Consider the following 24,104-nt stretch of genomic DNA (forward strand, 5'->3'; position numbering starts at 1 on the left):
CACTGTCGCCGACACCCACGCGCCCCGGCATGCCCTCGAGGCCTGCTGCCGGTGTGCCCGCTGTCCGCGTCCGTTCTGATCCACCGTCCCGCGCTGCGCGGGCCCGCTCACCGCCCACCACCGCAGGCGGCTCGGGCGCTCGTCTCGACCTTTTCCGTATCGGAGGTTTTCCATGCGTCGTTCGACGCGAACACGTTTCGTTCTCGCGGCCCTGACAGCCGTGTCTGCGCTGACGGTCGGTGCCTGCAGCAGTTCCGGCGCGTCGGAACCGTCCGACACCGCCGGCAACCCGCAGGCCAGCGTCACGCTGCGCATCGGGGACCAGGTGAAGGGCACCCAGTCGCTGTTGGAGGCGGCCGGCGCGCTCGACGACCTCGACTACCGGATCGAGTGGTCCACGTTCGAGGCCGGCCCGCCGTTGCTGGAAGCACTGGGCGCCAACAAGATCGATGCCGGCAGCACCGGCGACGTGCCGCCCGTGTTCGCCCAGGCCAACGGCAATTCCGGGCGTATCGTCGCGGTCCAGGCGCGGACCGGTGCCAACGACTTCCTCCTGGTGCCCGCGAACTCGACGGCGTCGTCCATCGCCGATCTGAAGGGCAAGAGGATCGCGGTGACACAGGGTTCGAGCTCGCACGGACTGGTGCTGGGACTGCTCGAACAGGCCGGGCTTCCCGTCTCGGACTTCCAGTTCCAGTTCCTCGGTCCCGCGGACGCCCTGAGTGCGTTCACGGCCGGCCAGGTCGACGCGTGGGCGGTCTGGAATCCGTACTCGACCATCGGGCAGAACACCGCCGGCGCCAAGGTGATCGCCGACGGCAGCGAGGTCACCACCGGGCAGACGTACTTCTCCGCCGCGTCGGACGCACTGGCCGATCCGGCGAAGTCGGCGGCCCTGGCCGACTTCTTCGGACGGTTGTCGCGCGCCCAGGTGTGGGCGGACACGCACCCCGAGGCGTGGGTGCCGATCTTCGCGAAGCTGACCAAGCTGCCCGAGGACGTCGCGCAGGCATCCTTCGACACGTCCAAGGGGCACTATGTGCCCATCGACGGCGACCGCATCGCGAAGCAGCAGAAGCTGATCGACCTGTTCGCCGCCGGGGGACTGCTGAAGCAGGCCCCGGTGGCGGCCGACTGGTTCGACGCCAGGTTCAACGACCGGATCGAGGCGGGGACGAAATGACCGCCGTCCTGACGAAGGAAGTGTCGGCGGCCGGCGCGCCCGGGAGCGCCGCCCCGGCGCGGACCGCGCGCACGAAACGCTCGTGGAAGCCGCTGCTGCGTCTCGTCTCGCCGCTGCTGCTCCTGGTGTTGTGGCAGGTGGTCAGCAGCGCGGGCCTGGTGTCCGACAAGACGCTGGCGTCACCGGCCCAGGTCGCGTCGGCGGCGTCCGAACTGTGGTCCGACGGGAGCCTGCAGGATGCGCTGGCCGTCTCCGTGCAGCGGGTCGCGCTCGGCGTCGTCCTCGGTGTCGCGCTCGCGGTGGTCCTCGGCGTGCTGGCCGGTTTCTCGCGCATCGTGGAACTCGCCATCGATCCGCCGATCCAGATGCTGCGGACCGTACCGTTCCTCGGGCTCATCCCACTGTTCATCATCTGGTTCGGGATCGGCGAACAGCCCAAGGTGTTCCTCGTCGCGCTCGGTGTGATGTTCCCGCTGTACCTCAACCTCTTTGCGGGGATCAGGAGCATCGACGGGAAGCTGATCGAGGCTGCAGAGACGCTCGGACTCGGCAAGGTCCAGCTCGCGTTCCACGTCATCCTGCCCGGCGCGCTGCCGCAGGCGCTGACGGGACTGCGGATGTCCCTGGGCGTCGCGTGGCTGGCCCTCATCGTCGCCGAACAGATCAACGCGGACGCCGGCCTCGGATACCTGATCAACAACGCCCGCATCTATTTCCGCATCGACATCGTCATCTTCGGTCTGCTCGTCTACGCGTTCCTCGGTCTCGCGACCGACGCGGTGGTGCGGGCCCTGGAAGGAAGGCTGCTGACATGGCGCAAGACGTACCAGGGGATGTGAGCGACGAAGTCGTCATCGCCCGCGGTGTGCGCCGGGTCTTCGGATCCGACGTCGTGCTCGACGGGATCGATCTGACGCTGCGCCGCGGTGAGATCGTGGCGCTGGTGGGGCGCAGCGGGTCGGGCAAGTCCACGTTGCTGCGGACGATCGCCGGGCTCGACCGCGGTCACGGCGGACGGATCGACCTCGACGGTTCCGTGGCGGTCGCCTTCCAGGAACCGCGGCTGTTGCCGTGGAAGCGGGTGCACCGCAACGTCTCGCTGGGGTTGTCCGGCGAGAACGGCAAGCAGCGCGCCGTCGACGCTCTCGCGGAGGTCAATCTCGGGCACCGGGTGGACGCGTGGCCGCTCACCCTGTCCGGTGGTGAGGCGCAACGCGTGTCGTTGGCGCGGGCGCTGGTTCGTGAGCCGGACCTGCTGCTGCTGGACGAGCCGTTCGGCGCGCTCGACGCGCTGACCCGAATAACGGCGTACGACCTGCTGATCCGGTTGTGGCGTCGCCACGGCTTCGCGGTCCTCCTCGTCACCCACGACGTCGAGGAGGCGGTGCTGCTCGCCGACCGGGTCCTCGTGCTCGACGGTGGCCACATCGCGCACGACGTGGCGGTCACGGCGCCCCGCCCACGCTCGCGGGCCGACGACGGCGTCGTCGATCTGCGCACGCGTGTTCTCGCTCATCTCGGTGTTCTCGAAGGGATTCCAGCATGACCCTGCACTTCCACTGGTACCTGCCCACGTCCGGTGACGGCCGGGAGGTGATCGGTGCGCTCGAGTCGCGGGACGCGTCGGGTCGGGCGTCGGAGTTCCGGCCGGCGTCGCTCGATTACCTGACGCTGGTCGCGAAGACCGCGGAACAACTCGGCTTCGAGGCGGTGCTCACGCCCACCGGGTCGTGGTGCCCGGACGCGTGGATCACCACCGCCGCCCTCATTCGGGAGACCCGCACGCTGAAGTTCCTGGTGGCCTTCCGCCCGGGGCTGATCACCCCGACGCTGGCCGCGCAACAGGCTGCCGCCTTCCAACAGTTGTCGAACGGCCGGTTGCTCCTCAACATCGTGACCGGCGGTGACGCCGAGGAGCAGCGCCGCTTTGGTGACTTCCTCACCAAGCAGGAGCGGTACGAGCGGACGGGGGAGTTCCTCGACATCGTGCGCGGGGCGTGGGGATCGGCACCCTACGACTACGCGGGCAAGTACTACACGGTCGAGGGTGCGGCGGCGTTCCCCACGCCCACTCCGGCGCCGGGGGTCTTCTTCGGTGGGGCGAGCGAGCCCGCACTGGACGTTGCGGCGCAGCACGTCGACACCTACCTGACCTGGACCGAGCCGCCGGCGAAGGTGGGTGCGCTGATCGACGACGTCCGTCGCCGCGCCGCTGCGCACGGGCGCACGCTCAGCTTCGGTATCCGCGCCCACGTGATCGCGCGGGACACGTCCGAGGAGGCGTGGGCGGAGGCAGACAAGCTCGTCGGGCGGATCAGCCCCGCCCAGATCGAGCTGGCCCGCACCCGGCTGGCACAGAGTGAGTCCGAGGGGCAGCGGCGACAGCTGGGGCTGAGCGCGGACCTGCGCAACCTCGAGGTGTATCGGGGGCTGTGGGCGGGCTTCGGGCTGGTCCGCGGCGGCGCCGGCACCGCCCTCGTCGGCAGCCACGAGGAGGTCGCCGCCCTGATCCAGGAGTACGCCGCGGTGGGTGTCGAACACTTCGTGCTCTCGGGCCAGCCGCACATCGAGGAGGCGTACTGGTTCGCGGAGGGCGTGCGTCCGATCCTGTCCCGTCGGGGGCTGCTGCAGGCGGCCTGATCGACGGGTCCGGCCGCGGAAAACCGGTTGTCCGCGGCCGGGCCCCGGTCGTATCGTGACGGTGATTAGCCGCCCGAACGATCGAAGGAGTCGGTCCCGTGGACCCGATCACCGAACGCGACCTGCGGGCGTCGTTCGTCAACTGTTCGAAGGGCGACGCCAAACGGCTGCCCGCGCCGCGGGACCTCGGCGATCGGCCGTGGGACGACCTGGATTTCCTGGGCTGGACCGATCCGTCGTTCCCCGGCCGGGGGTACCTGGTGGTCCCGCGGGAGGACGGGCCGGTCGGCATCGCCATGCGGTTCGAGCCGAACGGCTCCGCCAAGTCGCAGATGTGCGCGATCTGCCTCACCACGCACACCCGCGGCGGTATCGCGCTCATGACGGCCAACAAGATCGGCGAGTCCGGCCGGGCGGGCAACTCGGTGGGCATCTACATGTGCATCGACCTCGCCTGCCCGCTCTACGCGCGCGGCAAGAAGAAGCCCGCGCTCGGCAGCCGGTACCGCGAGGATCTGAGCCCGGAGGAGAAGACCGAGCGGGTCCGCGACAACGTCAACGCGTTCGTCGACCGGCTGTACGCGTGAACCCGCGCGGGTCAGTGGGGCACGGCGAGTCCGAATTCCACTGATCCGTCCGCGTCGACGTCGTAGACCTCGATCCCGTCGGTGACGTTCGCCTGATCCGTTCCGGTCGCAACCGCAATCTTGTTGCACGCGTTGCGCATCATGTCGATCACCAGCTCGACGGCCTCGGCAGGGGAGAAGTGCGCGCGAACCTCGGCGATCATCTGCGGATCGAGGTGCCCGGGCTGCCAGACGAGCGCGTCGGTCAGTGCGAGCGCCGCCCGGTGGCGCGCGGACAGGTCACCGGCCCGGAAGTCGTCGATCGCGCCGTAGAGCGCCTCGTCGCCGCCGGCCAGCATCGCGGTGCGGTTGCGCAGCGACTTGCACAGCCGGCAGTTGTGCTGGCGGGCCTGGTACAGGCGCACCACCTCCGTGGTGACCGGATCGAGTACGCGTACCCGTGCGACCTCGACGAGGGTGCGCTGGATCAGGGGCCACGGAGGGTGGTCGGTGTCCCACGCGTCGGGGACCGGCCAGTCCGGCCCGTCGCCCGGGAAGAGGGCGTCCAGACCCGCGCGGACGCGGGGCACCCAGTCGGCGACGTACAGGGACTGCACGAAGGCGCCGGTCCCGTCCCCGAGCGCCGTGTGCAGCCGTGCGCGCATGGCGTCGTCGATCATCGACACGTCGACGGTGAACTGTTCGGCGAACTCGACCGCCGGACCGACGGGTTCGGCGGTCCCGACGTCCGGGGGCGCGGGCAGGGCCGGCAGTGCCAGGGTCCGCGCACACAGCCCGCGGACCGACGCGGCCGGTGGTGTGCCGCCGACCGGCGGCACGGTGGCCACCAGTCGATCGAGGGCCGCGGCGACCTCGGGGGCGTGACGGTCCAACGCCGCCGCGCCGTTCTCGTCGGTCCAGTAACCGACACTCGTAGCGTCCATCTGCGGTCCACCGGCCTTCCGGGTCGTGGCATCGTCGTTCCATTGAACTACACCCGGCTCGCCGTCGCGGCCGGAAAGGTGAGCGAACAGTTGACGGGGCGCTGCTCGGGGCTTAATCGGTTGCGTTGCGGCGCAATGGCCGTAGCGTTGTGGTGACAACAACACAGGGGCCGACCCGTGCGCTGTGGGCCGGCCCGACCGGAGAAGGACATGACCCCGACCACGCACGATCACCACCTCGTGAACTTTGCCAGCCACATCGACGACGTCACCCTCGCACAGGCGCGCGAAACCGCGTCCATGCCGTTCGTGTACCCGCACGTCGCGCTGATGCCCGACGCGCACACCGGCAAGGGGTCCGCGGTGGGCACGGTGATCCCCACCCGCGGCGCGGTGATCCCGGCGGCGGTGGGCGTCGACATCGGGTGCGGAATGATCGCCGCCCGAACACAGTTCACGGCTGCCGACCTGGACCGTGCGGCAACGGACGGTCGGACGTTGCACGCACTGCGGCTGCGGATCGAGGACGCGATCCCGCTGTCCCCGGGAAACTACAACCTCACCGCATCCCTCGGGCAGTGGTTCGCGGAGGCGAAGATCGCCGAACTCGAGGAGCAGGCGGCACGCGACGGCGTCGACCTCTCGCACTCCCCGAAGTGGCGGGAGCAGCTGGGCTCGTTGGGTGGCGGCAACCACTTCATCGAACTGTGCCTCGACGAGAGTGAGCGGGTGTGGATGTTCCTGCACTCCGGCAGTCGAGGCGTGGGAAACAAGATCGCGCAGAAGCACATCGGCGTGGCCCAGAAGCTGTGCCGGACGTGGCACATCGAGCTGCCCAACCGCGACCTCGCCTACCTCACGGAGGGAGCGCCGGAGTTCTGGGCGTACATCCGGGAACTGCGGTGGGCGCAGCGATTCGCGCTGTTGAACCGGGCCGAGATGATGGACCGCTTCAGTGCCGTGCTGGGGGAGTGGATCGGTGAGACGGTGGTCGAGGCGGAGCGGATCAACTGTCACCACAACTACACCGAGCAGGAGGAGCACTACGGCGAAACCGTGTGGCTCACCCGGAAGGGCGCGGTGGATGCGCACGAGGGCGTCGACGCCGTCATTCCAGGCTCCATGGGAACCCGGTCGTACGTGGTCCGAGGTAAGGGCGATGTCCGGGGGTTGTCGTCGGCACCGCACGGGGCCGGGCGGCGGTTCTCCCGCACCCAGGCCCGGAAGCGGTTCACCGTCGCCGATCTCGCGGAGCGGATGCAGGGCATTGAGTACCGGCACGGGGCGGAGTGGATCGACGAGATTCCCGACGCCTACAAGGACATCGACGTCGTGATGGACGACGCCCGCGGTCTCGTGGAGATCCGGCACCGCCTGCGGCAGGTCCTCAACGTCAAGGGGACCTGACCGGCTCAGCTGAACTCGAACGTGCTCCCGAGGTTGATCAGGTTTCCGATCGTCCCGATGAGTGCGGGGAGAAGCGAGACGAGGTTGAGGTTCATCGGTGACCTTTCGCGGGGCGGGACCGGCCGGCGGGGCGTTATGCGACCGAAATATAGCCCGGAACGGTCCCCGAACAGGGCGTTTTGCGGGAACGGCTCCGGCGGAGTGGTGACTGCTCAGTACGGAAGGGTTGTGCCGGTGAGTTTTTCGGCCACCGCCCACAGCGACGGCGCGAGGTCGACGCCGCGCGAGGTGCGGGGTCGTTCGCACCGCCGGGTCGGTCCCACCAGCCCCATGCGCCCGCCGGGGCCGTAGTAGCCGCCCTGCACGGCCTCGGGGCTGGTCGCCGCGAAGAGCAGCGGTTCCACACCGTGCCGGGCGTCCTGCGAGGGCAGAACCGTCCGCTCGCTACCGGAGAACACGCCGTGCCGGGGCCGGTCGCGGCCCAGATTGGCGCCGGCAGTCTGCAGGTTGGTCCGGGTGTAGCCGGGTGCGCGTAGGTACTCAGTAGAGTCCAGTCGCACTCCTCGGCGACCCGCGCCAGGTGCTGGGCCATCAGCATGCCCGCGAGCTTGGACTGCGCGTAACTCATCGCCGGGCTGTAGCGGTGCCTCGACTGCAGATCCCGGAAGTTGATCCGGCCGTAGTGCGCCGTTGCGCTGGTCATCGTGGTCACGCGGGGCGCGGGCGCACCCAGCAGCAGCGGGAGCAGCAGGTTGGTCAGGGCGAAGGGGCCGAGAAAGTTGCTGCCGAACTGCAGTTCGAAGCCGTCGACCGTCTCGAACCGTTCCTGCGGGGACATGACGCCGGCGTTGTTGACCAGAATGTCGATCGGGCGGCCGTCGTCGAGGAAACCCGCGGCGAACTCCCGGACCGAGCCGAGATCGGCGAGATCGATGCGCCGGATCTCGAGTCGGGCGCCCGGATCCTCGTGCAGCAGTTCCGCGCACGCCGCCTCAGCCTTGCTCGGGGTCCGGCAGGCCATCACGACGTGGGCACCCGCGGCGGCCATCCGCCGAGTCGCCTCCTTGCCGGTGCCGCTGTCGGCGCCGGTGACGACGACGTATCGGTCTGTCAGATCGGGAACCTGATACACGCCGACCACCCTCCCGTTCGCAGCACGGGGTCGATGCGCCCTCAATCTACCGCTCGGTCGGACGCGGAACCGGCGATCGTCGGGCTTCGTCATCTCCTCGGAACCGACCGGCGCGATGAGTTCTGCGCGCCGCGGCGGTCTGTCCCGACAGAGCACACGTTTCGGCGAAGCGACGACCGGAAGGATCCGATCACCATGCAGAAGATCACCCCGTGCCTGTGGTTCGACACCGAGGGCGAGGAGGCCGCCGAGTACTACGTCTCGGTGTTCGAGAACTCGCGGATCCTGGAGGTCTCCCGATACGGTCCCGGGATGCACCGCCCGGAAGGTCTGGCGCTGACCGTCGAGTTCGAGCTGAACGGGCAGAGGTTCACCGCGCTCAACGGTGGGCCGGAATTCACGTTCGACGAGGCGGTGTCGTTCCAGGTGAGCTGCGCGGACCAGGCGGAGGTCGACCACTACTGGTCCCGGTTGACCGCCGACGGCGGGAAGGAGAGCCAGTGCGGCTGGCTGAAGGACCGGTGGGGGGTGTCGTGGCAGATCATTCCCGAGCAGCTCGCGTCCTACATCGGGGGTCCCGATCCGGACGGTGCGCAGCGCGCTATGCAGGCGATGCTGGGGATGCGCAAGCTCGACATCGACGCGATCCGGGAGGCGTACGAGGGCACCTGACGGTTTTGCCCCGCCCGGCCGAGTACGGTTCGCTGTCCGCATGGGATTCACGCGTGCCGAGCTCGAAGCGTTCCGCGATGCGGAGGTACCGGACCTGATCGAGCCCGGCTGCCGACTGTTGTTCGTCGGTATCAATCCGGGACTGTGGACCGCGGCCACCGGTGCCCACTTCGCGCGCCCCGGCAATCGGTTCTATCCGGCGCTGTACCGGGCGGGGATCATCGACCGGCCGATCGACCCGGCCGCCGGGATGTCCGACGAGGACCGCGAGCTGTTGGTGTCCCGGGGTGTGGGAATCACCAACCTCGCACACCGGGCCACCGCGCGCGCCGACGAACTCACCGACGGCGAATTGCGCACGGGCGGAGAGCGGCTGCGCCGCGTGGTCGCCGACGTGCGTCCCCGGGTCGTCGCAGTCGCCGGGATCACCGCCTACCGGGCCGCGTTCGGCGTCCGGAAGGCGGTCAAGGGTCGGCAGCCGGAGGACTTCGAGGGCGCGGAGTTATGGGTGGTGCCCAATCCGAGCGGACTCAACGCGCACGACACCGTCGATTCGCTGGCGCAGATGTACCGGGCCGCGGCCGTGGAGGCCGGCGTGATCTCGCGCTGACGACCCGGCGGCGGTCCCGTCCGAGACGGCCTCGCCGGTTCCGACCACGTCCCACGGCGCCGGCAGGCACACTCGGGGCATGACGGAGACCGGTACGGCCCGTTGGCGACGGGCATTGTCCTACTCGATGATGTGCCTACTGGCGGTGGCCTTCGGGCTGGTGGCCGCGCCGCGGTCCGACGCCGCCGTCGACGCGTCGATCTTCTCGGGCGCCGCCGACCAGGTGATCACGGTCTACGCCCCGAACACGGAGTCCACCGTCGCCGCGCTCGCGGCGTGGGAACGCGGGGACGACGGCCGGTGGCAGCCGATCACCGCACCCGCCGCGGCACGGGTCGGTGCCCAGGGCATCGGCGCGACCGACGAGTTCTCGGCCCGCACGCCGGCGGGGGTCTTCCCCGTGACCGAGTCCTTCGGCCGGCTGCCCGATCCCGGCACGGCGCTGCCGTACTTCCGGACCGACGAGCAGGACTGGTGGGATTCGAACCCGCTCTCACCCACCTACAACACCCACGTCCGCCGGCCCGCCAGCCCCGGCGGGCTGAGCGAGAACCTGTACGCCGAGGGCGCGGTCTACGACTACGCCGCAGTGATCGGTTACAACACGGCCCGCACTCCGGCCGCCGGATCGGCGATCTTCCTGCACGTCACCAACGGTCAGCCCACCGCCGGCTGTGTCGCGGTGGACGAGGACACGCTCGTGACGCTCCTCCGTTCCCTGGGCCCGGCACACCACCCGGTGATCGCGATCGGCGTGGGGACCGCTCCCGTTCCGTCGTGAGCGACTCCGGTTCCGCGCTCCCGCTGTTCGCGGCAGACCCGGTCGCGACCGTCGTGCTCGTCGTGGCCTTTCTGAGCGTGCTGGTGTCCGAGATGCGGATCGGCCGTACCCATCCGGGCGGGGGCGCGTCCCAGGACGGCTGGACGGGTGCTGCGGTGGGGCTCGGCTTGGCGGCGGTGTACCTGGGCGGTCCGGCGCTGAGCATCCTGTCCTCGGCCACCGTGATCACCACCGGCGTCTGGTGGTACTTCGGGGTCGGTCTCGTCGTCGCTGCGGCCGGCCAGGCGCTGCGCCTGCGGGCGGTCCACGAACTGGGTGCGGCGTTCACCTTCCGGGTGCAGACCACCTCGGGGCAGCACGTCGTCGACACCGGGCTCTACCGGAACATCCGGCACCCGTCCTACACCGGAGCGCTGGTGTGTGCCCTGGGCTTCACCGTCGCGTACACCAATTGGCTCGCACCGGCGACGGTGCTCGTGCTCGCCGCAGCCTACGTCGTGCGTATCCCACACGAGGAACGCGTCCTCGCCGACGGGTTGGGGGACGAGTACCGGCGGTACATGCGGCGGACCAAACGGCTGATCCCGCGCGTGCTGTGACGGCCCATGAACACGCCGCGGCGGGCCGGCACTTTTGTGCCGGCCCGCCGGTTCCGAGCGGCCGATCAGAGACGCGGTCGGCTTACGTCGGGCCGAAGCTCGCCGTGCGCCTCTCCGGCCGCGCTCGTTCGCGTTCCGGCTCCTTGGTGAAGAACAGCATCGCGACCGCGCCGACGAGGCACAGGGCCGTCATGACGAGGAAGCCGCCGTTGTAGGTGCCGGTGCGGCTGACGATGAACCCCATCACCGAAGGCGCGATGATGCCGGAGAGCGCAAAACATGCGTCTGCGAAGCCGGCGGCCGTACCGGGCTGGCTGGGGGCAGCGTCGATCGACGCCACCCACCAGATTCCACCCGTGATGAAGCCGAAGCCCACGCCCGCAGAGATGCAGATCAGAGCAACGGTGAGATTGCCGCGGAAGAACAGGATCGGCGCGATGGAGGCACCCGCCAGTAGCAATGCCACACCGATGATGACGAACCGCGACCGGATGCTCTGGGTGCGCTTGTAGACGCGATCCACCAAGATTCCGCCGAGCAGCGCGCCCACCACACCGGCCGCCCACGGAGCCACGGAGAAACCGCCGACCTCCTTGATGGAAAGACCGAACTCGTGCTCGAGGTACTGCGGAAGCCAGTACATGAACGCCCAGAACATGAAGCCCCACGAGAAGTATCCGAGACCGACCAGCCACAGATTGCGGTTGCGCAGGATCGCACCCCAGTCGGTGCTGGACTCGTGACTGCTGTCCTCTCCGTCCAGCTGGCCTGCCCGGATGTAGGCCAGTTCCTCCCGGGACACGAATTTCGCCTCGCTGGGCGAGTTCTTCAGGACGGGATAGGCCGCCACCACCCAGACGATCCCGGCCGCAGCCAGCACCCCGAACATGGCCTTCCACCCCGTGAACGCAATCAACTGAGTGATGATGGGGCCACCGACCAGAAGGCTGCCGGACACCGCGACGCCGCCGATGAGCGCCAGCGCCTTGCCCCGTTCCTGGGCCGGCAACCAGCGGCTGACGAGTCGAGTAGCCGCGGGGAAGCAGGGCGCTTCACCGGCGCCGAGGAGGATCCGCAACAAGATGAGGCCCATGAACCCGCCCGCAAACGGGGTCAGTGCTGTGGCCGCGGCCCAGATGAACATGCCGACGATGAGAACGCGCCGGGAACCGTATCGGTCGACCAACGGCCCCGACAAGAGGGCGAACAGCATGTAGCCGACCGAAAATGCGGAACTGATGAAGCCGTACTGCCCTGGCGTGATTCCGAACTCGGCCCGCAGGTCGGTAGCTGCGAACGAGATGGCACTGCGATCGATGTAGTTCACGACCACCAGGCCCAGGATGATGGCGATTGTCCACCAACGCGATTTCATAGCGAACTCCTCGAATGACGCAGTCGCGGGTCAGATGACGCCGCGGGCCCGCAGATCGTCGATGTCCTCGGGGCTGCGCCCGAGTTGGGTGAGGACCCGGTCGGTGTCGGCACCGGCGGGTCGACCGGTGTGGCGGATCGCACCGGGAGAGCGGGTCATGCGCCACATGACGTTCTGCATGCGCATGGGTCCGAGTTCGTCGTCGTCGACGGTGGTGACCATGTCGGTGGCGACGACCTGTGGATCTGCCAGTAGGTCGCTGGGTCGGTAGACCGGTGACACGGCCGCACCGGCCTCTTCGAAAGAACTGACGACCTCGTCGCGGGTGCGTTCGGCGATCCAGCCCCCCACGTACCCGTCGAGCAGATCCGCATGCTCGGCGCGGGTACGGCCGGTGGCGAACCACTCTTCCTCGACCACCTCGGGATGCCCCACCAGGCGCAGCACCCGTTCGGCGATGGCCTGCGCACTGGTGGAGACCGCGACCCAGTGGTCGTCCTTGGTGCGATAGAGGTTGCGCGGCGCGTTGTTCTGGGACCGGTTGCCCGTGCGGTTCTGGTCGATACCCAACTGGTCGGCGTAGATCACGCCAGGTCCGACCGCTGTCATGATCGGCGTCAGGAGATCGAGGTCCACCTCCTGGCCGATGCCGCCGTTGCGTTCCCTCTCGAACAGTGCCATCGCGACCGCCGACGACCCGGCGACTCCGGCGATCGAATCGGCGAGACCGAACGCGGGCAGCGTCGGCGGGCCGTCCGGTTGACCGGTGAGATGGGCGAAGCCGCTCATCGATTCCACCAGCGTGCCGAAGGCGGGGCGTTTCGCATAGGGGCCCTGCTGTCCGAAGCCGGTGACCCGCAGCATGATCAGCCCCGGATTGCGTGCGGACAATTCCCTGTAGGAAAGGCCCCAGCGTTCGAAGGTGCCCGGCCGGAAGTTCTCGACCACGACGTCGGCTTCGGTGGCGAGGTCGCGGAAGATTGCCTGTCCGTCCGGCTCGTTCAGGTTCACGGTGACGGTCTGCTTGTTACGGCTGATCATCTTCCACCACAGTGGAATTCCGTTCTTGTCCAACCCATGCCCGCGCATCCCGTCCGGTTTCGACGGATGCTCGATCTTGATGACCTCGGCACCGAAGTCCCCCAGGATCTGGGCGGCGAGAGGTCCGGCCAGGATGGTGGAGGCGTCGAGAACCTTGATGCCGCGCAGCGGTCCCGAGGGTTGCTTTTCGTCCGTCATGTGCCGGCCCATCAGTACGGGCGCGAGAGGTAGCGGCCGAGGGGCTCGCCGGTCACCACGCCGTCGGCCAGCACCCGGTTTCCGCGCACGAAGGTGTCGGTCACTGCGGCAGTCAGCTCGAACCCCTCGAAGGGTGTGTACTCCTGAGTCGATTCGGAATCTGCGGCGTGCACTGTCCAGGTGCGGTGTGGATCCACGATCGCGATGTCGGCGTCGGCGCCCTCGGCCAGTCGACCCTTGCCGGGCAGGCCGTAGCGGTCGGCCGGGTTGGAAGCGAGGAGCTGGGCGATCCGACGCAACGACAGGCCGCGCTTGCGACCCTCGCTGATGAGGCCGGGCAGCAGGTACTCCGTGCCGCCGAAGCCGGACTTGGCGGCGAAGACGTCGTCGCGGTCCTCGCCGAACTTCACCTCGTCCTTGCAGCAGGCGTGGTCGGAGACGACCCAGTCGATGTTGCCCGCGAGCAGGTGCTCCCACAGCGCCTCGACGTCCTCGCGCGGGCGAATCGGCGGATTCACCTTGGCCCCGAGTCCGTTGGCGTTGTCGATGTCGGTGAGCAGGTGCCCGATGGTGACCTCGCGGCGGAAGTTCACGTGCGGGAAAGCGTCGGCCATCTTCATCGCTGCCTTCAACGCCTTGGCGGAGCTGAGGTGCAGCAGATTGATGTTCGGCAGACCGGTCTCGTCGGCCAGGAAGGACGCGATGGTCACGGCCAGGCCCTCGGAGTGCTGGGGACGGGAAGCGCTGTAGGCGGCGAGCCCGCTGAGCTTGCCCTCCTGCTCGACGATCTTGGTGTAGGCACTCATGATCTCGGCGGTCTCGCAGTGCAGGGACAGCGAGATGTGCGGTGCGAGTTCGGGGAACTGTTCCCGGGCCCTCTGGACCCCGCGCATCACGAACTCGAAGTGCGCGATGTCGTAGCGCTCGTCCTCCGGGATCATCAAGAAGTCGCTCTGCGAGGTCGAACGCCCGTGCAGCCCGTGGCTGCCGTAGAACATGAAGATCTTGAACGAGGTGACGCCCTGCTCCGACGCCAGATCGGGAATCTCGCCGATGTGTTCGTTGGACATCGGGGCGAGGTGGAAGGCGTAGTCGATGTAGCTGCGGCCCGCGGAGGAGTCCAGCACCTCGGGGAAGAAGTCGGCATACGCGCCGCCCTTGTTGAGGTAGTACTGGCCGGTGCGCATGTAGGTCAGCGCCGTGGTGACGCCGCCCTGGGCACTGGCGCGGGATTCGGTCTGCGTGTCGTCGGGCAGGGGGTTGTAGATTCCCCAGTGCTGGTGTGCATCGACCACACCGGGAAGCACCAATTTGTCCGTCGCATCGACGATTTCGGCGCCCTCGGCATCGAGGTCGACGCCGATCTCGGCGATCTTGCCGTCGACGACGAGGATATCGGCGATCTCACCCTCGGCGGGAGCCGCGTCGTCGGTGCGGACGACGGTGCCGTTCTTGATCAGGTAGGTGGTCATTTCTTCTCCTGAGGGGTGTAACTGGACAGATGTGGTGTCAGGCGGTGACGGCGCTGCTTACGTGCGCCGCGGCGAGGAACGCCAGCCCGAGCGCGGAGAGCAGGCCGTTGCCGGCCAGGTATCCGCCGGCGCCGTGGCCGGAGATGCCGACCGCCGCCCCGCCCGCCGCGTACAGGCCGGGGATGGGTGTTCCGCCGGCGAGTACGCGTGCGTGTTCGTCGACGACGAGGCCGCTCTGGGTGTGGAACAACGCCGGCTTGACGGCGATCGCTGTGTACGGCGCGGTGAGCGGGTGCCGAGTGTCGGTGCGCCCCTGCCGGTCCGGTTCCGTCCCGGTCGCGGCGCGGTGAGCGGCGGTGAGTTCGTCCTCGAGGGCTGCCGCGGGCACTCCGATGCGTTCGGCCAGCGCCGTGGCCGTGGCCGCCCGGATCAACGACCCGCTCTCGGCCACGGTGCGGAAATCGTCGAAGGTGGAGCACAGCTCCTCGATGTGCTCGTCGATGACGATCCAGCCGGCGCTCCCGGGCCGGGCTGCGAGCAGGGCTGCGAACTCGGAGTACCCGGTGGTTTCCGGGGCGAAGCGTCGGCCGGAGCCGTCGACGATGACGCCGCCGTGCACGACGGTGGCCCACCCGACGAGCGTCTGACTGCGGGAGGAGAGTGCGGCGTGACCCTGGTAGGCGTCGAGGAAGCCGGCGTCGGCGCCCAGTTGCCGACCGATGCGCAGCGCGTCACCCCGACTGTACTGGCCGCCGTGGTAGTGGGCGTCGGCAATTTCGGGCATGTGACGGTGCACCAGGTCGCGGTCACCGCCGAACCCGTTCGTCGCCAGGAGGACCGCCGCTGCCGTGAGGTGTTCGCGACGGCCGTCCGGCGTGGCGATCTCGACGCCCGTCACGCGGCCGTCGGCAGTGTCGACCTCTCGCAACGCCATCGGTGCGATCAGCTCGATTCGAGGGTTCGCGCGCACGCGCTCGACGAGGTGGCGCAGCAGGCGTGAACCGTGCCGACCCGGGATGGTGTGGCAGCGGTCGGCGGTGTGGCCCGGGTAGCGGAAGTCGGTGACCAGTTCGAGGTCGAGGCCCTGGACGTCGGCCAGCCAGCTGACCAGCGCGGCACTCACGTCGGTCAGCGCCCGCGCAACCCGCTGATCCGCGGTGCCCCCGGTCTTGCGGGTGATGTCGCCGAGGAATCGGTCGGGGCTGTCCTGCACGCCGGCGGCGTGCTGCCAGCGGGTACCGGCGGCGGGAATCATCGCCGTGCACATCGAGGTGTTGTTTCCGCGCTGGAAGTGCTCGTCGGCCTCGACGACCAGAACGTTCGCACCCGATTCGGCGGCGTGCAGTGCAGCAACCAGTCCACCGCCCCCACCGGCAACGACGAGATCGAAATCAGGAGCGGTCACGCTTCCTCCTCATCTGTTCCGCTAGGCGAAACGGTGCAAAAGTGATCCAGTGCACTATGCACCCCGCATTGGTGATGCACAAGTGCTGCGATGGTGGTGGGTGCCCAGGGTGTGGAAGCCGATGTGAGATTCGCGCTGGACAATCGTTCCGCTAGGCGGTACAAACAGATCGGGGTTTCGATCGCCGTGCCGTCAGCGCGGCGCATCCGTCGGATCGTCGCTACCCCGTGAACCCACCGACCCGAGGAACGGAGCCACGATGGAGCCCTCCAGTGGCGGCACCACGGCCGCAGCGCGGGCAGCGGAGGTGCTGCTCGAATTCGGCCGCGGCTCGAGCGGGCTGGGCGTCTCGGAGATCGCCCGCTCGACCGGGATCTCCAAGGCGGTCACCCACCGCATACTCACGACCTTCGTCGAGTGCGGGCTCCTGCTCTACGAGCCCTCCACCCGTCGCTATCTGCTCGGTCCGGCCGCCGCCACACTCGGCGCCCGGGCCCTCGACGTCTCACCGTTGCGCCGCGCGGCCCGCGAGGCGCTGGTCGATCTGCAACGGACGACGGGCGAGACTGCGACCGTGACCGGTCGCTTGCCGGGCGGCCGCGTCTATCTCGACCAGGTCGAGAGCACGCAGGAGATCAAAATGACCGTCGAGCTGGGACGCCGTTTCGAGCTCTACAGCGGTTCGTCCGGCCGGATCATCTTGGCGCACCTCTCCGAGGCGGAGCAGGAAGATGTGCTCTCCCGGCCGCTGTCACGGTTGACCCCGGCCACCATGATCGACCCGGTCGCGTTGCGCGCGGCGCTACAGGAGGCGCGTGCACGCGGTACCTGCCGATCGACCGGCGAGCGGCAGGAAGGTGCGGCATCGGTTGCCGCCCCCGTGTTCGGGGCCGACGGCACGGTGGTCGGTTCGATCTCGGTCTGTGGACCGAGCTACCGAATGACCGACGAGGCCTGTGACGAGTACGAGGGCGCTGTCGTCGAAGCGGCGCAACGGGTTTCTCGCGTCTTGGGCTACCGGCCCACCGGCGCACCCGTGGGGGAGTCGCAGTGAGCCCCCGGTCTTGGCTGTACGTACCCGGGCACCGCGCGGAGCGCATCCCCAAGGCGATCGCGAGTGCCGCCGACGCCGTGGTCATCGACCTCGAGGACGCGGTTCCGGTGGACGCCAAGGAGAGGGCCCTCGAGCATGCGGTCGCCGCCCTGCAGTCCGCCCCGGCAGGTCGCACCATCTGGTTGCGGCTCAACGCGATCGGGTCGCAGTGGCTCGCCCGAGAGATCGACGTGCTGTCCGGCGCCGATTGCGCGCCCGCCGGCGTCCGGCTGCCGAAGGCGGAGAGTCCGGAGACGGTGGCGGCGACGACCGACCGCCTCGGGTGCCCGGTGCACGCGATCGTCGAATCCGCCGCGGGTCTCCTTGCAGCGCCGCAGATCGCGCGATGCCATTCGCGGGTCACCGGGATCGCGCTCGGGGAAGCGGATCTCGCGGCCGACCTGCGTACCGCGCCCGAAGGGCTTGCCTGGGCGCGCGGCTGGATCGTCGCAGCCGCGCGGGCGGCCGGACTGTCGTCGCCGGTCCAGAGCGTGTGGACCGCCGTCGACGACCCGGCGGGGCTGGCGGCGAGCTCGCACGCCGGCCGGATCCAGGGGTTCTTCGGGCGCTCCGTCATACATCCCGATCAGATCGACATTGTCAACGAGGCCTATACGCCGTCGGCGGAGGAGCAGGAGCGGGCACAGCGGATCGTGGACGACGCGTCCGCGTCCCTGGCGGCGGGGGAATCTGCAGTTCTCGACGAGAACGGGAGATTCATCGATCCGGCCGTCGTCGCGAACGCTCGCGTCGTCCTCGACCGGGCTCAGGCCGTAGCAGCACGAGGAGTGGAAGCATGACCGAACAAGCGATCACCGCGAGTTCCGACGCACTGTTGAACGCCGTGATGGACACCGACGTCGACGTCGTCGAACTCGGGCATCCCCACACGACGGGTATGCCGTGTTCGCCGAACCATCCCGGGTTCCGGATGACGCTGATCCGTCGGCACGGCGACATGGTCCGCCCGGACGGTGGATCGGCGTCCAACGAGATCATCGTGACCGGCGGGCATGTCGGGACGCACGTGGACGCGCTCTCGCACGTCAGCCACGAGGGCAAGCTGTACGGCGACGTGGATGCCGAGCAGGCGCAGCGGGGCGGGCGGTTCTCGCAGCTCGGCGCCGAGACCATCCCCTTCATGCTTCGCCGCGGTCTGCTGCTGGACGTGGCTCGGGTCCGCGGTGTGGACGCGCTCGAGGCCGGTCAGGCCGTCACCGAGCAGGACCTGCGGGACGCCGCCGACGCCGCGGGCGTGACGCCCCGACGCGGAGACGTCGTGTTGGTCCGCACCGGGTGGGCCCGTCATTTCGACGATGCCGCGCGTTACCTCGGGCAGGAGGACGGTGTTCCCGGACCGGATGTCGCCGCGGGGCAGTGGTTGGCCGCTGCAGGCATCGTGGCCGCGGGTGCCGATACCACCGCCTTCGAGCACATTCCGCCGGGGAAGGGGCACAGCGTCCTGCCCGTGCACCGAGTCCTGCTGGTGGAGAACGGGATTCACATCATCGAACATCTGAACCTCGAGCCCGCGAGTGCTCGCGGGCTCACCGAGTTCACCTTCGTCATGGCGCCCCTGCGCATCACCGGCGGCACGGGCTCTCCGGTTCGCCCGGTTGCGGTGGTCGCGGCGTGACCGGGACCGAAAGCCGTCACGACCTGCACGGCACGGTTGTCGGCCGGCTGGCCGCACTCGCGGCGGACACCCGAGCGGGCGGTTTGCCCGGGGAACTGCGCACAGACGTCGCTCGCCGGGTGCTGGACGTGCTCGGCAACTCCCTCGCCGCGCAGAACCAGCCGTCGGCCCGCGCGGTCACCGAGGTGGCGCGCGGCTGGGCAGGCGCGGCCGCGGCGAGCGGTATCGGAACCGGGGAGCGCTTCCCGGCAGCCACCGCCGCGCTGGTCAACGGCACGCTCGCCCATTCGATGGACTCCGACGACACCCATCTGCCGTCCGTGCTGCATCCGTCCGCGTCGGTAGTTCCGGCCGCGCTCGCGGTGGGTGAGGCGACCGGAGCCTCCGGAGCCGCGGTACTGGACGCAGCGGGTGTGGGTATCGAAATCGCGGTTCGTCTCGGGATGGGCGGCTACGACGAGGAACTCGGCAACTCGGAGTTCTTCGAACGTGGCCAACACGCCACCTCCATCTGCGGCGCGGTCGGTTCCGCCGCCGCCGCGGCGATGCTGTACGGCCTGGACGCCGAGGGAATCGCGGACGCGATGGGCATCGCCGCGAGCTTCGGCGCAGGGTTGTTGGAGGCCAACCGGACCGGCGGCACGGTCAAGCGTGCGCACTGCGGATGGGCGGCGCATTCCGGTGTCACCGCAGCGGAATTCGCCCGGGCCGGTCTTACCGGCCCACCCACCGTCATCGAGGGTCGCTTCGGCTTTCTGCACGCCTTCTGCGGCGACCGGGCGGACACCGCGAAGGTACTCGACCGGTTGGGTGAGCACTGGGAACTTCCGGGTATCTTCTTCAAGCCCTACCCGTGCAATCACTTCACCCATGCCGGGATCGACGCGGCGCGCATGCTGTTGCGCGATGGTCTCGATCCCGCGGAGATCGTGAAGATCGAACTCGGCGTGCCGAAACCCGTGTTGCGCACCATCGCCGAGCCGCCGGCCGCGAAGGCGGCGCCCGAGTCGGGATACCACGCAGCGTTCTCAGGACCGTTCACCGTGGCGCGCGCCTTTCTCGGTGGGTCGGGGCTCGGGGTCGGGCACGCCGATTTCACCGACGAATCAGCGAAGGACCCGCGGACGCTCGAGCTCGCAAGGCTCGTCACCAGTCACAGCGACGATCGGTGCGACGAGATTTACCCGCACCAGTTCCCGGCGGTGCTGCGAGTGCGCACGAGAGACGGTGCGTGGCACGAGGCTCGGGTGGATCACAATCGCGGCGGTCCGGCGAATCCGCTCTCCGACGACGAACTCATCATGAAGTTCGACCTCAATGTGGAGGACCGGTTGTCTCCGGAATCCGCGCGGGCCGTCGCGCGTGGTGCGTTGGGACTGCCCGCAGCCGAATCGCTCGACACGCTCATGGCGGCCGTGCGCGGCTGATCCCGCCTGTCCCTCCACAGCCACGGCCCGCCGAGACGCGCGGGGACTCACATCGTGAGCACCATGCGGTATCGCGCGCGGCCCTCGTCCATCGCCGCGTAGGCGTCGGCAGCCTGGCTGAGGGGTCGTTCCTGGATCTGCGCCCGAACCCCGGACTGGACGGCGAAGTGCATCGTCTCCTCGACGTCGCGGGCGGTGCCCGACGGGTGCCCGGTCACGCTCAGTCCGGGCATGATCAGTTGTTGTGGGCTGATCGGCAGCGGATCGGACGTGACCCCCACGATCACGAGTTCACCCCTCGGTGTCAGCCCACCGACCGTGTCGGCCATGGCTTTCGAGTTCGCGGCGGTCGCCAGGACCACCCTCGCCCCGCCGAGTGCCTGCAACGCGGTTGCCACGTCACCCGCCGTGGAGTCGATGTAATGGTCGGCGCCGAAGCGGTGTGCGTCGTCGGCCTTGGCCGCGCCGCGCGCGATCGCGATCGTCTCGAAACCCATTGCCCGGGCGAACTGGACGCCGAGGTGGCCGAGTCCGCCCACGCCGAGGACCGCGACGCGGTCACCGGGCCGCGCGCGGGTCTTGCGCAGCGCGTCGAAGGTGGTGACGCCGGCACAACTCAGCGGCCCGGCCTCGGTGAACGAGAGTCCCTCCGGAATCCTGGCGAGCGCGTTGGCGGGGACCGTCACCGACTCGGCGTACCCACCCGGATACTGCCAGCTGGGCACCTGCATCCGCTCGCAGTGGATGAAGATGCCCTGCCGGCAGGGCACACACTGGTTGCAGTGACCGCCGAACCAACCGACGGCAACCCGGTCGCCGACCGCGAACGCGTCGACACCGGGACCGACTTCGGCGATGGTGCCGGCAATTTCGTGGCCCGGGGTGAGCGGCCACGACATTCCGGGAAATCCGCCGCTCACGAAGCCGTGATCGGTCCCGCAGACTCCGCAGGCTGCGACGTCGATGCGAACGTGGTCACGCTCGGGTGATCGCGTCTCGACGTCGACCAGTGTCAACGGTGCGCCGGGGGACTGGACGTGCACTGCTCGGTGGGTCGACATCGGCACCCTCGCTCCGTGTGGCGGTCGGCGGTCCGCATTCCAGTCAAGACCCCGCAGGCAGATCCTGGCAAGGGTGCGCGGCGCACGCAGGCAAAGACGACGAAAGGCCCGGCGGAGCGAATGCTCCACCGGGCCTTGCGGATCGAGGGTCTCGGCCGAATCAGATGCCGGGACGCTTGCCGATCGTCAGCGTGACCTCGCCGGTGTGGGCGAAGAAGTCGTTGCCCTTGTCGTCGACGACGATGAAGGCCGGGAAGTCCTCGACCTCGATCTTCCAGACCGCCTCCATGCCGAGCTCGGGGTACTCGATGACCTCGACCTTCTTGATGCAGTCGAGCGCCAGGCGCGCCGCGGGGCCGCCGATCGAGCCGAGGTAGAAGCCGCCGTGCGCGTTGCACGCGTCGGTGACCTGCTTGGACCGGTTGCCCTTGGCGAGCATGACCATCGAACCGCCCGCGGCCTGGAACTGCTCGACGTAGGAGTCCATGCGACCGGCGGTGGTGGGGCCGAACGAGCCCGACGCCATGCCGTCCGGGGTCTTGGCGGGTCCGGCGTAGTACACCGGGTGGTCCTTGAGGTACTGCGGCATCTCCTCGCCGGCGTCGAGGCGCTCCTTGATCTTCGCGTGCGCGATGTCGCGCGCCACGACCAGCGGGCCCGTGAGCGACAGCCGGGTCTTGACGGGGTGCCTGGACAGCTCGGCCAGGATCTCCGGCATCGGCTTGGTGAGGTCGATCTTGACCGCGGCACCCTTGCCGGTGCCGGAGACACCGTCGGTCTCGGAGTCGAGCTGGGTGTCGGTGACCTCGGGCAGGAACTGGCCCGGGTTGAACTCGAGCTGCTCGAGAAGGACGCCCTCGGGGGTGATTTTCGCCTTCGCCTGGCGGTCGGCCGAGCACGACACGGCGATCGCGACGGGCAGCGAGGCGCCGTGGCGGGGGAGTCGGACGACGCGAACGTCGTGGCAGAAGTACTTGCCGCCGAACTGTGCGCCGATGCCGATCTTCTGGGTGAGCTCGAAGACCTTCTTCTCGAGCTCGTGGTCACGGAAGCCGCGCCCGGTGATCGCGCCCTCGGTGGGCAGCTCGTCGAGGTAGTGCGCCGACGCGTACTTGGCGGTCTTGAGCGCGAACTCGGCGGACGTACCACCGACCACGATCGCGAGGTGGTACGGCGGGCAAGCCGCGGTGCCGAGCGAACGGATCTTGGCCTCGAGGAACTGCATCATCGAGTCCGGGTTCAGGATCGCCTTCGTCTCCTGGTACAGGTACGACTTGTTGGCCGATCCGCCGCCCTTGGCCATGAAGAGGAACTTGTAGGAGTTCTCGTGGCCCTTCGCGGTGTCCGCGTACAGCTCGATCTGCGCCGGCAGGTTGTTGCCCGTGTTCTTCTCCTCCCACATGGTGATGGGAGCGTTCTGCGAGTAGCGCAGGTTCAGCTTGGTGTACGCGTCGTAGACGCCGCGGGCGATCGACTCCTCGTCGTCACCGGGCGTGAGCACGTGCTGACCGCGCTTGCCCATGACGATCGCGGTGCCGGTGTCCTGACACATCGGCAACACGCCGGCCGCCGCGATGTTGGCGTTCTTGAGCAGGTCGAGCGCGACGAACTTGTCGTTGTTCGACGCCTCCGGGTCGTCGAGGATGCTCGCGACCTGCTTCAGGTGATCCGTGCGCAGGTAGTGGGAGATGTCGTGCAGCGCTGTCTCGGTGAGCAGCCGCATGGCCTCGGGTTCAACCTTCAGGAAGGTGCGGCCGTCCGGTCCTTCGACGGTGGACACCCCCTCGGTGGTGAGCAGCCGGTACTCGGTGGGGTCTTCACCGATCGGCAGCAGGTCCTCGTAGAGGAATTCCGGCATCTCATGTCTCCTGAACACGGGGCTGTGAAGTTCGTAATCAGGCTAACGGCGTCGGTTTCCACGCCAGAACCGGGGCGGGGCGCGAGACCGTAGCATCGAAAGTGACTCCGTGGGGGTGTGCCGTGGTTCACGGCGCCGGGGACGGGGCCGGCGTACTCTCGGGGTGAGTAACAGGCTGATAACAATCCGTGGATACCCAGTACCGGGTGAGCGCGAGATGGGGGCTGCACACCGCATGAACGTCGCGACCGTGAACGCCGGAGCCGACCATCCGACCGGCCTGCATCGCATCCGTACCGCGCACGCCTGGCTGGATGTGGCGGTCGTCGTGGCGGTGCTCGTCACGACCAATCTCATCGCGCACTTCACCACCGTGTGGGCAAGCGTCGCGACCGTCCCCATCGCCGCCGTCGTGCTGGTGGGCCTCACGCGTCGACGCGGTCTCGGCTGGGCCGAACTGGGCCTCTCGCCCCGGCACTGGCGGAAGGGCACGCTCTACGCGGTCGCTTCGGTGGCCCTCGTACTCGCCGTCGTCGCCGTCGGCATCGCACTGCCGGTCACCCGGCAGTTCTTCATGGCCGATCGGTACGCCACCATCTCCGGTGCGCTCGTGGCGTCGATGATCGTCATTCCGCTGCAGACGGTGATTCCCGAGGAACTCGCGTTCCGTGGCGTCCTGCACGGCACCCTGTCCCGCGTGTCCGGGGCCCGAGGGGTGTTCGCGGCCGGGTCGCTGCTGTTCGGGCTCTGGCACATCGCGTCGTCGCTCGGTCTCACGTCCGGCAACCAGGGGCTCAGCGCGGTACTCGGCGGGGGCTTGGTCGGCCAGGCGCTCGGCATCGCCGGCGCGGTGGCCGCCACCGCGTTCGCCGGTTTCGTCTTCACCTGGTTGCGTCGTCGCAGCGGAAGTCTGCTCGCGCCCATCGCGCTGCACTGGTCACTCAACGGCGTCGGCGCTCTGGCTGCCGCGCTGGTCTGGCACACGTCCCTGGCCTGAGCGGTCC

General features: G+C 68.9%; 23 protein-coding genes and 1 pseudogene. 15 read left to right on the top strand and 9 right to left on the bottom strand.

Translation table 11 applies throughout. The annotated features are described in order from the left end of the window. The first annotated feature begins 220 nt into the window (after positions 1–220). The 5 genes from E7742_RS02655 to E7742_RS02675 all read left to right on the top strand — a co-directional run bounded on the left by E7742_RS02655 (position 221) and on the right by E7742_RS02675 (position 4,410). On the top strand, positions 221–1,183 hold the full coding sequence (locus E7742_RS02655; protein ID WP_254699143.1) for an ABC transporter substrate-binding protein: 963 nt from the start codon (positions 221–223) through the stop codon (positions 1,181–1,183). Then, positions 1,180–2,022: an ABC transporter permease gene (locus E7742_RS02660; protein WP_137797515.1), complete on the top strand. Its 843-nt coding sequence runs from the start codon at positions 1,180–1,182 to the stop codon at positions 2,020–2,022. The genes E7742_RS02655 and E7742_RS02660 overlap by 4 nt, the downstream gene beginning before the upstream one ends. Then, the gene (locus tag E7742_RS02665; RefSeq protein WP_137797516.1) at positions 1,995–2,729 is read left to right on the top strand and encodes an ABC transporter ATP-binding protein; all 735 of its coding nucleotides are present in this window, start codon (positions 1,995–1,997) and stop codon (positions 2,727–2,729) included. Before E7742_RS02660 ends, E7742_RS02665 begins: the two co-directional genes overlap by 28 nt. Beyond that, positions 2,726–3,823, top strand: coding sequence for an LLM class flavin-dependent oxidoreductase (locus E7742_RS02670; RefSeq protein WP_137797517.1), 1,098 nt, complete (start codon positions 2,726–2,728; stop codon positions 3,821–3,823). Before E7742_RS02665 ends, E7742_RS02670 begins: the two co-directional genes overlap by 4 nt. A gap of 98 nt (positions 3,824–3,921) precedes the next feature. Then, positions 3,922–4,410: an FBP domain-containing protein gene (locus tag E7742_RS02675; RefSeq protein ID WP_137797518.1), complete on the top strand. Its 489-nt coding sequence runs from the start codon at positions 3,922–3,924 to the stop codon at positions 4,408–4,410. A gap of 11 nt (positions 4,411–4,421) precedes the next feature. Here E7742_RS02675 and E7742_RS02680 read toward each other — a convergent pair whose 3' ends face one another. After that, the gene (locus tag E7742_RS02680; RefSeq protein WP_137797519.1) at positions 4,422–5,333 is read right to left on the bottom strand and encodes a carboxymuconolactone decarboxylase family protein; all 912 of its coding nucleotides are present in this window, start codon (positions 5,331–5,333) and stop codon (positions 4,422–4,424) included. Between the two features lie 210 nt (positions 5,334–5,543). Here E7742_RS02680 and E7742_RS02685 point away from each other — a divergent pair, with 210 nt between their 5' ends. Continuing rightward, entirely contained in the window at positions 5,544–6,740 is a 1,197-nt protein-coding gene (locus E7742_RS02685; protein ID WP_137797520.1) for an RtcB family protein, read from the top strand. Positions 6,741–6,952: 212 nt separating this feature from the next. Here E7742_RS02685 and E7742_RS23410 read toward each other — a convergent pair whose 3' ends face one another. Together E7742_RS23410 and E7742_RS23695 are read right to left on the bottom strand one after the other, a co-directional pair. Further along, on the bottom strand, positions 6,953–7,300 hold the full coding sequence (locus E7742_RS23410; protein WP_254699365.1) for a hypothetical protein: 348 nt from the start codon (positions 7,298–7,300) through the stop codon (positions 6,953–6,955). A 65-nt stretch (positions 7,301–7,365) separates the two neighbouring features. Beyond that, positions 7,366–7,965 (bottom strand): annotated as a pseudogene (locus E7742_RS23695) (SDR family NAD(P)-dependent oxidoreductase); the annotation flags it as partial. 102 nt (positions 7,966–8,067) lie between these two features. Here E7742_RS23695 and E7742_RS02695 point away from each other — a divergent pair. The 4 genes from E7742_RS02695 (at position 8,068) to E7742_RS02710 (ending at position 10,534) form a co-directional block, all read left to right on the top strand. Further along, the gene (locus E7742_RS02695) at positions 8,068–8,544 is read left to right on the top strand and encodes a VOC family protein (RefSeq protein ID WP_137797521.1); all 477 of its coding nucleotides are present in this window, start codon (positions 8,068–8,070) and stop codon (positions 8,542–8,544) included. A gap of 40 nt (positions 8,545–8,584) precedes the next feature. Then, the gene (locus E7742_RS02700; protein WP_137797522.1) at positions 8,585–9,154 is read left to right on the top strand and encodes a mismatch-specific DNA-glycosylase; all 570 of its coding nucleotides are present in this window, start codon (positions 8,585–8,587) and stop codon (positions 9,152–9,154) included. A gap of 79 nt (positions 9,155–9,233) precedes the next feature. Continuing rightward, positions 9,234–9,935 carry a L,D-transpeptidase family protein gene (locus E7742_RS02705; RefSeq protein WP_254699144.1) on the top strand — a complete coding sequence of 234 codons (702 nt, stop codon included), beginning with the start codon at positions 9,234–9,236 and terminating at the stop codon, positions 9,933–9,935. Next, positions 9,932–10,534: a methyltransferase family protein gene (locus E7742_RS02710; protein WP_137797523.1), complete on the top strand. Its 603-nt coding sequence runs from the start codon at positions 9,932–9,934 to the stop codon at positions 10,532–10,534. Before E7742_RS02705 ends, E7742_RS02710 begins: the two co-directional genes overlap by 4 nt. 82 nt (positions 10,535–10,616) lie before the next feature. On the opposite strand, the gene E7742_RS02715 is transcribed toward E7742_RS02710, so the two are convergent. The 4 genes from E7742_RS02715 to E7742_RS02730 are packed head-to-tail and all read right to left on the bottom strand — an operon-like array spanning position 10,617 to position 16,025. Beyond that, positions 10,617–11,909, bottom strand: a complete 1,293-nt coding sequence (locus tag E7742_RS02715; protein ID WP_137797524.1) for an MFS transporter — start codon at positions 11,907–11,909, stop codon at positions 10,617–10,619. Between the two features lie 30 nt (positions 11,910–11,939). Further along, positions 11,940–13,148: a CaiB/BaiF CoA transferase family protein gene (locus E7742_RS02720; RefSeq protein ID WP_137797525.1), complete on the bottom strand. Its 1,209-nt coding sequence runs from the start codon at positions 13,146–13,148 to the stop codon at positions 11,940–11,942. Between the two features lie 11 nt (positions 13,149–13,159). Further along, complete coding sequence (locus E7742_RS02725) at positions 13,160–14,620, bottom strand: dihydroorotase (protein ID WP_137797526.1); 1,461 nt, start codon at positions 14,618–14,620, stop codon at positions 13,160–13,162. 37 nt (positions 14,621–14,657) lie between these two features. Beyond that, positions 14,658–16,025 (bottom strand): FAD-dependent oxidoreductase, encoded by a 1,368-nt coding sequence (locus tag E7742_RS02730; RefSeq protein WP_137797527.1) that lies wholly within the window; start codon positions 16,023–16,025, stop codon positions 14,658–14,660. A gap of 259 nt (positions 16,026–16,284) precedes the next feature. Between E7742_RS02730 and E7742_RS02735 the strand changes: the two genes are divergently transcribed. The 4 genes from E7742_RS02735 to E7742_RS02750 are packed head-to-tail and all read left to right on the top strand — an operon-like array spanning position 16,285 to position 20,181. Next, the gene (locus E7742_RS02735) at positions 16,285–17,079 is read left to right on the top strand and encodes an IclR family transcriptional regulator (RefSeq protein WP_137797528.1); all 795 of its coding nucleotides are present in this window, start codon (positions 16,285–16,287) and stop codon (positions 17,077–17,079) included. Next, a complete protein-coding gene (locus E7742_RS02740; protein ID WP_137797529.1) occupies positions 17,076–17,918 on the top strand; it encodes an HpcH/HpaI aldolase/citrate lyase family protein in 843 nt (280 codons plus the stop codon). The genes E7742_RS02735 and E7742_RS02740 overlap by 4 nt, the downstream gene beginning before the upstream one ends. Beyond that, entirely contained in the window at positions 17,915–18,754 is an 840-nt protein-coding gene (locus E7742_RS02745) for a cyclase family protein (protein WP_137797530.1), read from the top strand. Before E7742_RS02740 ends, E7742_RS02745 begins: the two co-directional genes overlap by 4 nt. Beyond that, complete coding sequence (locus E7742_RS02750) at positions 18,751–20,181, top strand: MmgE/PrpD family protein (protein WP_137797531.1); 1,431 nt, start codon at positions 18,751–18,753, stop codon at positions 20,179–20,181. Before E7742_RS02745 ends, E7742_RS02750 begins: the two co-directional genes overlap by 4 nt. A 47-nt stretch (positions 20,182–20,228) precedes the next feature. Here E7742_RS02750 and E7742_RS02755 read toward each other — a convergent pair whose 3' ends face one another. Both E7742_RS02755 and E7742_RS02760 read right to left on the bottom strand, forming a co-directional pair. Continuing rightward, a complete protein-coding gene (locus tag E7742_RS02755) occupies positions 20,229–21,242 on the bottom strand; it encodes an alcohol dehydrogenase catalytic domain-containing protein (protein WP_137797532.1) in 1,014 nt (337 codons plus the stop codon). A 160-nt stretch (positions 21,243–21,402) separates the two neighbouring features. Beyond that, the gene (locus E7742_RS02760; protein WP_137797533.1) at positions 21,403–23,100 is read right to left on the bottom strand and encodes a fumarate hydratase; all 1,698 of its coding nucleotides are present in this window, start codon (positions 23,098–23,100) and stop codon (positions 21,403–21,405) included. 235 nt (positions 23,101–23,335) lie between these two features. Between E7742_RS02760 and E7742_RS02765 the strand changes: the two genes are divergently transcribed. Beyond that, complete coding sequence (locus E7742_RS02765; RefSeq protein ID WP_137801017.1) at positions 23,336–24,097, top strand: CPBP family intramembrane glutamic endopeptidase; 762 nt, start codon at positions 23,336–23,338, stop codon at positions 24,095–24,097. The last annotated feature ends 7 nt before the right edge of the window (positions 24,098–24,104 follow it).

Source organism: Rhodococcus sp. SGAir0479, from assembly GCF_005484805.1.
Lineage (GTDB): Bacteria > Actinomycetota > Actinomycetes > Mycobacteriales > Mycobacteriaceae > Prescottella.

What these genes read in the sequence shown, in the direction of transcription:
- E7742_RS02720 (WP_137797525.1), bottom strand. Translation starts at nt 13,148, where the DNA reads ATGACGGACGAAAAGCAACCCTCGGGACCGCTGCGCGGCATCAAGGTT.
- E7742_RS02760 (WP_137797533.1), bottom strand. Translation starts at nt 23,100, where the DNA reads ATGCCGGAATTCCTCTACGAGGACCTGCTGCCGATCGGTGAAGACCCC.
- E7742_RS02755 (WP_137797532.1), bottom strand. Translation starts at nt 21,242, where the DNA reads ATGTCGACCCACCGAGCAGTGCACGTCCAGTCCCCCGGCGCACCGTTG.
- E7742_RS02735 (WP_137797528.1), top strand. Translation starts at nt 16,285, where the DNA reads ATGGAGCCCTCCAGTGGCGGCACCACGGCCGCAGCGCGGGCAGCGGAG.
- E7742_RS02745 (WP_137797530.1), top strand. Translation starts at nt 17,915, where the DNA reads ATGACCGAACAAGCGATCACCGCGAGTTCCGACGCACTGTTGAACGCC.
- E7742_RS02695 (WP_137797521.1), top strand. Translation starts at nt 8,068, where the DNA reads ATGCAGAAGATCACCCCGTGCCTGTGGTTCGACACCGAGGGCGAGGAG.
- E7742_RS02715 (WP_137797524.1), bottom strand. Translation starts at nt 11,909, where the DNA reads ATGAAATCGCGTTGGTGGACAATCGCCATCATCCTGGGCCTGGTGGTC.
- E7742_RS02665 (WP_137797516.1), top strand. Translation starts at nt 1,995, where the DNA reads ATGGCGCAAGACGTACCAGGGGATGTGAGCGACGAAGTCGTCATCGCC.
- E7742_RS02670 (WP_137797517.1), top strand. Translation starts at nt 2,726, where the DNA reads ATGACCCTGCACTTCCACTGGTACCTGCCCACGTCCGGTGACGGCCGG.
- E7742_RS02660 (WP_137797515.1), top strand. Translation starts at nt 1,180, where the DNA reads ATGACCGCCGTCCTGACGAAGGAAGTGTCGGCGGCCGGCGCGCCCGGG.
- E7742_RS02700 (WP_137797522.1), top strand. Translation starts at nt 8,585, where the DNA reads ATGGGATTCACGCGTGCCGAGCTCGAAGCGTTCCGCGATGCGGAGGTA.
- E7742_RS02725 (WP_137797526.1), bottom strand. Translation starts at nt 14,620, where the DNA reads ATGACCACCTACCTGATCAAGAACGGCACCGTCGTCCGCACCGACGAC.
- E7742_RS02705 (WP_254699144.1), top strand. Translation starts at nt 9,234, where the DNA reads ATGACGGAGACCGGTACGGCCCGTTGGCGACGGGCATTGTCCTACTCG.
- E7742_RS02765 (WP_137801017.1), top strand. Translation starts at nt 23,336, where the DNA reads ATGAACGTCGCGACCGTGAACGCCGGAGCCGACCATCCGACCGGCCTG.
- E7742_RS02685 (WP_137797520.1), top strand. Translation starts at nt 5,544, where the DNA reads ATGACCCCGACCACGCACGATCACCACCTCGTGAACTTTGCCAGCCAC.
- E7742_RS02680 (WP_137797519.1), bottom strand. Translation starts at nt 5,333, where the DNA reads ATGGACGCTACGAGTGTCGGTTACTGGACCGACGAGAACGGCGCGGCG.